Annotated in this window: 12 protein-coding genes; 1 reads left to right on the forward strand and 11 read right to left on the reverse strand. The window is 59.6% G+C overall.

The features are described from left to right. The 8 genes from Q4Q11_RS28635 to eutB all read right to left on the reverse strand — a co-directional run. On the reverse strand, window positions 1-291 hold a 291-nt coding region (locus Q4Q11_RS28635), incomplete at its 3' end, for an ATP-binding cassette domain-containing protein (RefSeq protein ID WP_498571586.1). Next, window positions 288-980 (reverse strand): ectoine/hydroxyectoine ABC transporter permease subunit EhuD, encoded by a 693-nt coding sequence (gene ehuD / locus Q4Q11_RS28640; RefSeq protein ID WP_498571587.1) that lies wholly within the window; start codon window positions 978-980, stop codon window positions 288-290. The genes ehuD and Q4Q11_RS28635, both read right to left, overlap by 4 nt. Next, a complete protein-coding gene (ehuC, locus tag Q4Q11_RS28645) occupies window positions 977-1,642 on the reverse strand; it encodes an ectoine/hydroxyectoine ABC transporter permease subunit EhuC (protein ID WP_498571588.1) in 666 nt (221 codons plus the stop codon). The genes ehuD and ehuC overlap by 4 nt, the downstream gene beginning before the upstream one ends. Window positions 1,643-1,736: 94 nt before the next feature. Next, entirely contained in the window at window positions 1,737-2,594 is an 858-nt protein-coding gene (ehuB, locus tag Q4Q11_RS28650) for an ectoine/hydroxyectoine ABC transporter substrate-binding protein EhuB (RefSeq protein WP_498571589.1), read from the reverse strand. Between the two features lie 102 nt (window positions 2,595-2,696). Beyond that, window positions 2,697-3,716, reverse strand: coding sequence for a N(2)-acetyl-L-2,4-diaminobutanoate deacetylase DoeB (gene doeB, locus Q4Q11_RS28655; RefSeq protein ID WP_498571590.1), 1,020 nt, complete (start codon window positions 3,714-3,716; stop codon window positions 2,697-2,699). A 9-nt stretch (window positions 3,717-3,725) separates the two neighbouring features. Beyond that, window positions 3,726-4,904, reverse strand: a complete 1,179-nt coding sequence (gene doeA, locus Q4Q11_RS28660) for an ectoine hydrolase DoeA (protein WP_498571591.1) — start codon at window positions 4,902-4,904, stop codon at window positions 3,726-3,728. Window positions 4,905-4,906: 2 nt separating this feature from the next. Beyond that, window positions 4,907-5,917, reverse strand: a complete 1,011-nt coding sequence (gene eutC / locus Q4Q11_RS28665; protein WP_113214428.1) for an ectoine utilization protein EutC — start codon at window positions 5,915-5,917, stop codon at window positions 4,907-4,909. Then, entirely contained in the window at window positions 5,914-6,900 is a 987-nt protein-coding gene (eutB, locus tag Q4Q11_RS28670) for a hydroxyectoine utilization dehydratase EutB (protein WP_498571592.1), read from the reverse strand. The genes eutC and eutB overlap by 4 nt, the downstream gene beginning before the upstream one ends. A gap of 408 nt (window positions 6,901-7,308) precedes the next feature. Between eutB and Q4Q11_RS28675 the strand changes: the two genes are divergently transcribed. Next, window positions 7,309-9,405 carry a carboxy terminal-processing peptidase gene (locus tag Q4Q11_RS28675; RefSeq protein ID WP_498571593.1) on the forward strand — a complete coding sequence of 699 codons (2,097 nt, stop codon included), beginning with the start codon at window positions 7,309-7,311 and terminating at the stop codon, window positions 9,403-9,405. Between the two features lie 217 nt (window positions 9,406-9,622). Here the strand turns inward: Q4Q11_RS28675 and Q4Q11_RS28680 are convergent, their stop codons facing one another. The 3 genes from Q4Q11_RS28680 to Q4Q11_RS28690 all read right to left on the reverse strand — a co-directional run bounded on the left by Q4Q11_RS28680 (window position 9,623) and on the right by Q4Q11_RS28690 (window position 11,094). Further along, window positions 9,623-10,027 (reverse strand): type II toxin-antitoxin system VapC family toxin, encoded by a 405-nt coding sequence (locus Q4Q11_RS28680; protein ID WP_498571594.1) that lies wholly within the window; start codon window positions 10,025-10,027, stop codon window positions 9,623-9,625. Next, window positions 10,027-10,272: a type II toxin-antitoxin system VapB family antitoxin gene (locus Q4Q11_RS28685; protein ID WP_498571595.1), complete on the reverse strand. Its 246-nt coding sequence runs from the start codon at window positions 10,270-10,272 to the stop codon at window positions 10,027-10,029. The genes Q4Q11_RS28680 and Q4Q11_RS28685 overlap by 1 nt, the downstream gene beginning before the upstream one ends. A 363-nt stretch (window positions 10,273-10,635) precedes the next feature. Further along, window positions 10,636-11,094 (reverse strand): hypothetical protein, encoded by a 459-nt coding sequence (locus Q4Q11_RS28690; protein ID WP_498571596.1) that lies wholly within the window; start codon window positions 11,092-11,094, stop codon window positions 10,636-10,638. Window positions 11,095-11,243: the final 149 nt, after the last annotated feature.

Consider the following 11,243-nt stretch of genomic DNA (forward strand, 5'->3'; position numbering starts at 1 on the left):
CTGGAACACCATGCCGACATGGGTGCGGATCTGGCGCAGATGCGCCTCGCTGGCCAGGAACCGGCCTCGGCCATTGTCTTGATGATAGGACATGCCGGCCAGGTGCAAGGTGCCTTCCTGGAAGGGCTCGAGCGTCATCAGGATGCGCAGGACCGTCGATTTTCCCGAACCGGAAGGGCCGATCAGCGTCACCTTTTCGCCGGGCGCGACATCGAAGCAGAAATTGTCGAGCACGGTCAGGTGGCCGTATCGCTTGGTGACATCTTGAAAGCGGATCAGTGGTTGCGTCATCTCAGAGCAATTCCGTTTTTCGGCAACGCCTTTTCGAGCCAGTGAATGGCCGCCGAGCAGACGAGCGTGAGGATGAGGAAGATCAGGCCGACGAGGGAAAGCGGCACCAGATACTCGAACGTCCGATCTCCGATGAGATTGGCAAGGTTGAGCATGTCGACGACCGTCACGACGGAGAGCACCGGCGTCTCCTTGAGCATGGAGACGAGATAGTTGCCCATGGCCGGTACGATGCGGGGGATCGCCTGCGGGATGATAATATCCCAATAGGTACGGCCGTGGCTCAGATTGAGCGCCGTTGCCGCCTCCCATTGCCCGCGGGGCACCGCATCCAGACCGCCACGATAGACTTCCGACGTATAGGCCGAATATTGCAGACCGAGGGCCAGCGCGCCGGTGAGGAAGGCTGGCAATGTGATGCCGTAGATCGGCAGGACGTAGTAAAGGAAGAAGAGCTGAACGAGCAGCGGCGTGTCACGCAGAAACTCGATGACAAGGGCCGTCGGCCAGGAGATCGCCACGAAACGGCTGCGCCTGAGCAAAGCGAAAATCAGGCCGAGAACAAGCGCGATGGCAAATCCGGCGGCCGCCGCCTCCAGCGTGACGATGAGGCCGATGCCGAGGATCGGCAGGATCGATAATGCAAAGGACAGCGTCGTCGACGTATCCCAGGTGAAGCCGTACATCATGCCGGCGCCCTCCCCGGGAAAGCGACGCCACGGCGAAGGATCGTCTCCAGCCAGCGCATGAAGGCAACGAGGACGAGCGCCATGATGAAATATCCAATCAGCGTCAGCGAATAGATCGTCACGCTGTCGAGCGTGATATTGCGCAGCTGTTGCGCCTGGAAGGTCAGATCGCTGATCGATATCAGTGACACCAATGCCGTATCCTTCAGGTTCTGGACGGCAAGATTGCCGAAGGCCGGCATCATCTCCACCACGGCCTGGGGCAGGACGATATGGAAGAGCGTCTGTCCCTGCTTGAAATTCAGGGCGCGTGCCGCCTCATGCTGAGCGTCGGGAACCGCCTGCAGCGCACCGCGCACGACTTCCGCGCCATAGGCGCCGATGTTGAGCGCGAGGCCGGCAATGCCGGTCGTGATCGGATCGAAGGAGATCCCGATCAGAGGCAGCGCGTAATAGAGCCAGAAGAGCTGCACCAGAAGCGATGTGCCGCGAAAGATCTCGATATAGACGATCGCGACTAGGGAGAGCAGCCGCCCTCCGGCAAAGCGTGCCAGACCGGCTGCAAAAGCCAGGATCGCACCGAGGAACATCGAGGCAACGGCGATGATCGCCGTCACCTCCGCGCCTTTCAGCAGCGCCGGCAGATAGTGTGTCCAGCTCATGGCCCGGTCACCTCCTTTCCAGAATGGAAGGGGCCGAACGGCTTGGCGGCTAACCTTGGGACAGCCGCCAAGTCGTTCCTAGCCGTCGATAGGGTCACTTGCCCGCGCACAGATCTTCAGTGCTCTTCGTGCGTGCTGCCTCGACGCTTTCGGCACTCAGACCGTAGGACATCAGGATCTTCTTGTAGTCGTCCGTCTTCTTGAAGGCTTCAAGCGCGGTGTTGAACGCCTTGTAGAGTTCCTTGTCCTCTGGCCGGAAATCAAAACCGCCATAGCTTCTGACGGATTTCCCGTTGATGACCGGATCGGTGAAGGGTTCCGCATGCTCGACATTGGCGCTGGCCTGAACGAGCTTGGCGACGGTCAGCTCGGTCGCCGCATAGGCGTCGGCCCGGTCCGTCTGGATCGTCGATAACGCATCTGCATTCGCCTGGATCATGACGATCTGGGATTCCGGAATGCCGAGACCATGGAAGAAGTCGAGCTGGTCGGCACCCGATACGATCGCAACCTTGAGCGACGGATCCTTCTTGATGTCCTCATAGGAATGCAGCTTCTTCGGATTGCCCTTCGGCACGAGCAGTCCCTCGCCATAGCTCGAATTCGGGGTGGTGAACTGCACCTGCTTGCAGCGCTCCGGCAAGATGTTCTGCTCGGCGGCGACGAAATCGAAACGCTTGGCCTTCAGGCCGGGGATCAGCGAGCCGAACGGCGTCACGGTCCACTCGACGTCCTTGACGCCCATCGACTTCAACACGGCTGCGGCGACATCGGGACCGATGCCCTTGGCGGCACCGCTCTCGTCCATGAAGCTGTAGGGAACCTCGTTGGCGCTGGCGCCACGGATATAGCCATCCTTCTTGATCTGATCGAGGCTGGCGGCGTGGGCGGATGCGGCGAGGCCGATGGTCAGACCCATGACGGCAAGGCTGCGATAAAGATTCGTTCTCATGGTTCACTCCTCTGTGGTTGAATTGCGCCATCGGCTGTCCGGTTTTCCGGTTCTTTGCCATAGCGGGTTGCGATCCGCGCCGCGTTGCCGCGGCGCGGCAGTTCAGGGGCCCCCCGTCAGCGTCGCGACGACGGCCAGGCAGTCGCCGGTCTTGATGAGGCCGGGAAAATGACGTGCGGCGAGAATGCCGTCCATTGCCGCCCGATAGTCCGATGGTGCGGTTCCCGTGCGGCCGATGGGATGGATGCGGGCGATGATCTCTCCTCGCGAAACCTTCTCACCCAGATCCTTGAGCGGTTCGAAAACGCCGTCGGCCTCGGAAAAGACGAAGCAATCCGACGATGGCATGTCGAGCCACTGCGTCACTTCGACTTCCGGTGCGCCGGAGACTATCCCCGCGTGCTTCAGAACGTTCAGAACGCCGCGCTTGGCAATGGAAGCCGTACGCGCAGATATGGTTCCACCACCGGAAAGCTCCGTCGTGACGAAAACTTTGCCCATCTGTTCGGCCGTGGTGTCGTACATGCCGACGGCGTCGATCTCGATCATCCGCATGGAATAGGGAGCGGAAAACGCAGCTACGCCATCGAAGCAGGCCTTCTCCTGACCTTTGTCCGGCAAAGCATGCGCTGCGGCATAGGACAGGAAATCAAGGGTACGGCCGCCCGAATGGAAATCGAGGACGATGTCGGCAAGCGGCAGCAGGTAGCGAGTAAAATAATCGGCGATCTTCTCGGTCACGCTGCCGTCGGGCCGGCCGGGAAAACTGCGATTGAGGTTGCCCTTGTCGATCGGAGAGGTGCGGGTGCCTGCCTGAAAGGCGGGGTAATTCATCGCCGGAACGATGATGATCCTGCCCTTGACCTCCTCCGGCTTCAGCGTCCGAGCGAGATCGAAGAGCGCGACGGGCCCCTCATACTCGTCGCCATGGTTGGCGCCGGTCAAAAGCGCCGTCGGCCCCTCACCATTTTTGATGACGCAGATGGGGATCATGATCGAACCCCAGGCGGAATCGTCGCGCGACCAGGGCAGACGCAGGTGGCCGTGATGGATGCCGTCACGGTCGAAATCGATAGTCGGCGTAATCGGCGATGGCCGTTTGGAAATGTTCATGCTGTTCATCTCAATTAATCACTTCACCACCAGCCGCCGGGGAACATTGGAGAGGCACTCGACGCCGCTTTCGGTGATGACGATGCTTTCGGTGATCTCCATGCCCATGTCCTCCAGCCAGAGGCCGGTCATGAAGTGAAAGGTCATGCCGGGCTGAAGCTCGGTGCGGTCGCCGGGGCGCAGGCTCATGGTCCGCTCGCCCCAATCCGGCGGATAGGAAAGACCGATCGGATAGCCCGTTCGGTTGTCCTTGACGATCCCGTATTTCTTCAGAACCGCAAAGAAGGCATTGGCGATGTCCTCGCAGGCATTGCCCGGCCTGGCGGCGGCGAGCCCCGCCTCCATGCCCTCGAGCGTCGCCTTTTCCGCCTCGAGGAACGCCTGCGTCGGCTTGCCGAGGAAGACGGTTCGCGACAGCGGGCAATGATAGCGGCGATAGCAGCCGGCGATCTCGAAAAAGGTGCCCTCGCCGCTCTTCATCGGCTTGTCGTCCCAGGTCAGATGCGGCGCGGAAGCATCTGCACCCGACGGCAGCAGCGGGACGATCGCGGCATAATCGCCGCCGAAGCCATCGACACCGCGAATGCCGGCATCGTAGATTTCGGCGACGAGATCGGATTTGCGGATGCCCGGCTCGACCTTCTCAACGATCCGCCGGTGCATGGCCTCGACGATACGGCCAGCCTTGCGCATATAGTCGAGCTCGGTCTTGCTCTTGACGGCGCGCTGCCAATTTACAAGCCCCTTCGCATCCTTGAAACGGACATTCGGCAGGTGTTTGACGAGCGAAGCATAGGCTGCCGCGGTGAACCAGTAATTGTCCATCTCGACGGCGACCGAGGCATTGGCCCAGCCGCGTTCCTCGATGATCTTGGAAAGCAGATCCATCGGGTGGCGCTCATCCGACTGCACATAATGATCCGGATAGCCGATGATATTGTCGTGCGCGAGATAGGCTGTGCGCTTGGCGCCATTGGCATCCTGGCCGCGCCCGTACCAGATCGGTTCGCCGGACCCTGGCACCAGCACGCATTGATGCACATAGAAGGACCAGCCGTCATAGCCGGTAAGCCAATGCATGTTGGACGGGTCGGTGACGATGATAAGATCGACACCGGCTTTCTCCATGGCGCGGCGCGTCTTTTCGAGCCGCTCGGCATATTCGGCGCGGGTGAAATTGAGGGTCGGTTCGTTCACGCTTAGTCTCCTGATGCTTTCGTCGTTTCGATCGCTTGGCCCACGCCGGCCAAGACGGCGCGGCGATGCGCAAGCGTAGCAATGGCGGTATCCTGCACGCCCGTCCCGGTCAGATCGCAAAGTGTGATCGCCTTGCGCGACCGGCGGCCGGCGGCCTTGCCCGAGACGATGGCTCCAAGCTCGGGGAAGGAAGCACTTTCGCTCACCAGTCCCGCCGCGATCGCATGATGAAGCTCGCCCAGCCGCCGCGTCTGCTTTAGGCTGTCGGAGACATAGACCGTGGCCTTTAGAACGGCGGCCGGATCGATCTCGTTCTTGTGCTCGGCATCGGAGCCCATGGCGGTGACATGCTGGCCGGGCTGCAGCCAGGCGGCATCGAGAATCGGCCTGTCCGACGGCGTGGTGGTGACGATGATGTCGGCGCCGCGGCAGGCTTGCTCGGCATCCGCCTCCGCCATGACGGGAAAGCCGAGTTCTGTCGTCAATTCCCGGGCGAGCTTTTCCGCCTTTGCCAGATCGCGCGCCCAAATCCGAGCAGCGTCGATCGGCCGGATCAACGTAAGGGCTCGCAATTGCAAGCGAGCCTGCATGCCAGCGCCGAAAATCGTGGCAATCCGTGCATCCGGACGCGCAAGGTGCCGGGCAGCAACGGCGCCTGCGGCGGCCGTGCGCACATCCGTCAGATAGCCATTGTCGAGCAGCAGCGCCTCGACCAGGCCGGTGCGTGCCGACAGAAGCATCATCAGCCCGTTGGTGCTCGGCAGCCCGAGCGAGGGATTATCGAAAAATCCGGGACTCACCTTGATCGCGAAACTGTCGAGACCCGGAACATAGGCCGTCTTCACATCGACTTCGCCGCGATGCGCGGGGATGTCCAGCCGCATGATCGGCGGCATTTCCACGGCCTTTGTCGCCAACGCTGCAAAAGCCTGTTCGACACAATCGACCACGTCATTGTCGAGATCGACGATCTTGCGAAGGTCGACTTCGGTCAGGATCAGCACACGCGTCATGGCGCCGCCTCCACATTGGGGTCATCGATGATTGTCCGATGGACCGCCGGATCGATATTGCCTCCCGAAACGACGATCACCGTTGGACCAACGGGTCTCGCCTTGCCTGAAAGCAAGGCTGCTATCCCGACAGCACCTGCCCCTTCGACGGTTTCGCCTTCGACCTTCGCCGCATGGCGAATGCCTGCGGCAATCTCCTCCTCGCTGAGCAGGATCACCTCATCAAGCAGCGCGCGGCACATCGGAAAGGTCAGACGATTGTCAAGGCCTACGCCTCCTCCAAGCGAATCCGCCAGGGTTTCCATCTCCTGCACATCGACCGGTCGCCCGGCCGCAAGACTTGCCGCCATCGCGGCGCCGCGCTCCATCGACACGCCGATAATCTTGGCTGCCGGCTGGCGAGCCTTGACCGCGGCCGCAACGCCCGCCGCCAGCCCGCCACCCGACAAAGGCACCAGAACAGAAGCGACCTCGGGCAGATCATCAAAGACCTCGAGGCCGAGCGTGCCCTGGCCGGCAATGACGCCGGCATCGTCAAAGGGTGGAATAAAGCGCATGCCCTCTTCACGCACGAGGCGCTCGACCTCCCGCATGGCATCGTCCTGCGAGTGCCCGACAATACGAATATCAGCTCCAAGGCTTCGGATCGCCTCGACCTTGTTGGCCGGAACGAGCGCGGACAGACAGACGGTCGCGCGTGCACCCATCGTCTTGGCCGCTTGGGCGACTGCCCTGCCGTGATTGCCCGTGGAGGCCGTCACTAGTCCGCACGAACGTGCCTTTTCATCGAGGCAAAGGAGCGCATTGGTGGCGCCGCGGAGCTTGAAACTGCCGGTCCGCTGACGGTTTTCCAATTTGAGGTATACCGCAGCGCCCGCACATCGAGACAATGCGTGCGAAGGCATCAGCGGCGTACGCAGGACATGGCCGGCAATGCGCCGCCGCGCCGCTTCGATATCCTGCAGCGTAACCACCATTGTCATTGTACGCACCGATGGTTTGCAATCGATGCAACGAATGCCGACAGGATTTCCATCTCTTTCCCGCAACGCGTGTTCATGACAGCAGCGTGAAAGAGACAATGGATCATGTCAATCTGTATATTGTTTCATTACAATTATACGCACGCCGGCGTTTCGCACCGGCAGCAGCTACGGTTTACAATCCCGCAGTTTTCGGTCGGAGCGCCCTCTTTACAAACCGCGGCGTCACATTCGAAAGACCCTGTCGGCGGCTTCCGCAACCGACTTTTCTTCCAGCCTGCCCCGTCAGCGAAGGCTTTTCGGAAATCTTTTCGGACGGATTACCTCCGTCTGGTTGCCAAAAAACCATAATTGTTCCACCAACATGACGGATTGAACACTCAACATTGAGAATCGGGTCGAAGCTTGATGCGTATAAAATATGGTTTCCTCTGCCTTTTCATGGCAATTGCACCGTCGGCATATGCCCTGGAAGCAGGCGCGCCGCCAGTTTTGACGCCACTGCCGCAACAGGCGCAAGCCGCTCATTTGACAGCACAATTTCTTGCGCGCTTCCATTACAAGCCCGTTCCGCTGGACGATGTTCTATCGGCCAGGATCATGAACCGCTTCATCAAATCGCTGGATCCGGATCGCGTCATCTTCCTGCAGTCGGACATCGACAAGTTCATGGCCGGCAGCACCAAGATCGATGACGCAATCAACCAGGAAGACCTGAATATCCCGTTTTCCATCTTCAACATTTATGACAGGCGGGTCGTCGAGCGCATGAGCTATGCACGCAGCCTGCTGAACCGGAAGTTCGACTTCAGCGTGCAGGAAGACTATCCTCTGGTCCGCGACAAGGAGCCGTGGCCGCAGTCCGAAGCGGAAAGCAATGATCTATGGCGCAAGCGCGTCAAGAACGACTGGCTGCGCCTGAAGCTGGCAGGCAAGGACGACGCCGCCATTCGTGATACGCTCGACAAGCGCTACGAAAACTCCCTGGAGCGCGCCTACAAATACAAGAGCGACGATGTTTTCCAGACGTTCATGGATGCCTATACGACGTCGGTCGATCCGCATACGGACTATTTCGGAGCGACCGCCTCGGCGGAATTCGATATTTCGATGAAGCTTTCGCTGGTTGGTATCGGCGCGGTGCTGCAGGAAAGGGATGACTATACGACGATCCGCGAACTCGTCGCGGGCGGCCCGGCGCAGCTATCCGGCAAGCTTGCGGTCGGCGATCGTATCACCGGCGTCGGCCAAGGTGAAAACGGCCCGATGAAGGAAGTTGTGGGAACGCGCCTTGACGAAATCGTGCAGATGATCCGCGGCGCCAAGGGTTCCGTCGTGCGCCTCGATATCCTGCCGGCAGATGCCGGACCGGACGGCAAGCATCACATCATCAGCCTGGTACGCGACAAGATCAGCCTCGACAAGCAGGCCGCCAAGAAGACGATCCTGCAGGTGAAGGATGGAGACGCTACCCGCAAGATCGGGGTCATTACCCTGCCGGCCTTTTATGAAGACTTCGAAGCGCGGCGAAAGGGCGATAAGGATTATCGAAGCGCCAGCCGCGATGTCGCCAAGCTGATTGCCGAACTGAACCAGGACAAGGTCGACGGCGTCTTGATCGACTTGCGCAACAATGGTGGCGGTTCGCTATCCGAAGCGATCGATATGACTGGCCTATTTGTCGGCAAGGGTCCTGTCGTTCAGCAGCGCAACGCAAATGGCGAAGTGGAAGTGGAAAGCGACGATCTTTCTGCGCCTGCCTGGAGCGGCCCGGTTGGCGTGCTGATCAATCGCGGCTCCGCATCGGCTTCCGAAATTTTCGCTGCGGCAATTCAAGATTATGGCCGGGGCGTCATTGTCGGCGAACCGAGCTTCGGCAAGGGCACGGTGCAAACCGTGGTCAATCTGGATCAGGTGGCTCATAATCCCAAACCGAAATTCGGCGAGCTGAAATTGACGGTTGCTCAGTTTTTCCGCATCAATGGCGGTACGACGCAGTTGCGCGGCGTGACGCCGGACCTCGTCCTGCCCGGTCTTTCGGATCCCAAGACCTTCGGCGAGTCGAGCTATGACAACGCCCTGCCGTGGACCGAGGTCAAACCCGCGAAGTATAAGCCTTTGGGCGATATGAAAGCCTTGCTCCCGCCCCTGCAAAGCCGTCATGATCTTCGGGTGCAGAAGGATCCTGACTTCCAACGTTTCGTGGACGACGCTGAAGCATTGAAAGTGCAACGCGAGAAGCGGGTTATCTCGCTCAATGAAGCCGAGCGCCGCAATGAGATGGCCGCCCAGGCAAATCGCCTCAAGTCACGCGGACAGGTAAACGATGGCGTGGACACCGGCGAAGACGATGGCCTTCAGGCCAATGAGCGCAGCCTGAGCGCCGATATTGCCCTTGAAAAGGCCCGCAAGAACGCAAAAGACGCCCTTCTGAACGAAGCGGCCGCCATTGTTGCCGATGAGGCGGATCTGCAGGCAGGCGGCCTGAAGGCTGCCGTGAAATAGTCCGATACCAAGACGAATGCCAACGCTCGCGCGAGCGTTGGCCAAAGCGCAATATAGTCCGACAAATTCCGGCGAACTCCCGGTGAAAGGCTCGGCACCGTCTTCGTGGCAGTCCAACGGCGCTTCCCACCCGGCGAACGGGCCAAGCTGTGGCGTCCTACTATATAGGGAGCTATCGCTATGGTGACCGTGTGGAGGCTCGCCGCGCGCAGCGGGATCAAGGAATGGTTTCGAGATCGGTCGACCTAAACTCGTCCGCCGTGGCGAGAATCGGTACGCCATGAAATTTGGCGCAAGCATAATGGAGGCAATCGCCAAGGTTCAGACCACGACGGCCACTTCGATATTGTTGCGCGGCGATAAGAGCAAGCCGTGTGGTCTCGGACGCGGGCGGAAGATCGCGAACCTCGATTTTCCGGGCCGAGAGGAATTCCGTTACAACAGTTTCAACTACCGACACCGGAAGATTGAACTTGTCTGGCCGGGCAAGTCCAAGGACGGTTTCGAGAACGGCAACGGGCGATGTAAATGGCTGTCGGGCTGAAACTATGGCTTCAGACACGCGCACCGCCTCTGCCTCATCGGAAAGAAGTGCGATGATCGCACAGGCATCGACAAACATTACGCATCATCCCACATGTCGTCGAACGCTTCACGGGCAAGCGGCTTGCGGACGTCCTCGCTCAACGCAATGCCATACTTCTTTCGCAACCGAACTGCGGTCTGCAGCGGTGTTTCTGCGTGATTACGACGCGCGATCGCCTCTCGCATGGCAATCACGATAGCATCGGTGATACCGACGCCAGCCATCTCGGCGAACTTGCGCGTCAGCGCGTCTGCCTCCGGATTGTTTACGTTGATAGGCATAGGTCATCTCTGTGTAGATAATTCTGAAAATCAATGTAGTTCATCGCACGACCCTTTCCAAGGGCTCTTGTAAGTTTGGTTCGCCATATGGGAGCCATGGCGCCCGCCAAACTCGGAAGTTGGGCCGGTCTGCTCCGGAAGGGAGCTGAACCAATGATCACTTTAAGTCCGCATGACGTCCAGCCGTCCGGCTATTGGCGCCGCAGGACAGGGCGTTGATGGCCTGAGAGACGTGTTTGACGGCGGCGTCAGCAAGATGTCTTCGGCTTTCTCAACAGCTTCGTCGGTGACGAAAAATTTGTCGCCCGCATCAAAGCGAAATCACTGCGTCAATAATCCGCCGGCTACCATAATCCATCGAAATCAATTGGAAATCATGCGCACGCCGGTCCAGGTGACGAGAATGATACCGCACACCACAACGATCAGGCAGACTATCGGCGTGTATCGAAGGAGGGCGCGCAAGGTTCGGCTTCGCCGCATGAAAGCCGTCGCAACGATCGCTGACGGATGTGGGCGCGCTCCGCCGCCCTGTGCCTGAGGGGCTGTTTCCGCAACGGCAGAAAGCTTTCCCCGCAAATCCTCTGGCATCCACCAGTCTGTTTGCAGGCCGAGCGCACGGCGGCCGTCATTTGTAAGCACATAGCGCGCACCGTTATCCCGGCCTGCGCCTTCATCTCTGATCAAACCGAGATCGAGCGCTTGAGCCAGCAATCGTGTCCCTGCGAGATCAACGTCCTCAAAATCGGAAATCTCATAGACACTGTCACGAAGAACTCGTCCAAGAAGCTTCAGTAGATCGGATTCGTTCTGCGTTTCCATGTTCGTGTCCAACGGCATCGATAGAGTGATAGACATCAGAGATGTTTCAAATTCATCATGATTGCGTGGACATTACGTGGACATTTGCTCGAGAGTTCACGAAGGCCAGTCGCCAGATCGGCGGATCTGCTGTGCCGCGACATCATATC

The organism is Rhizobium sp. UFLA01-1127 (assembly GCF_059803845.1).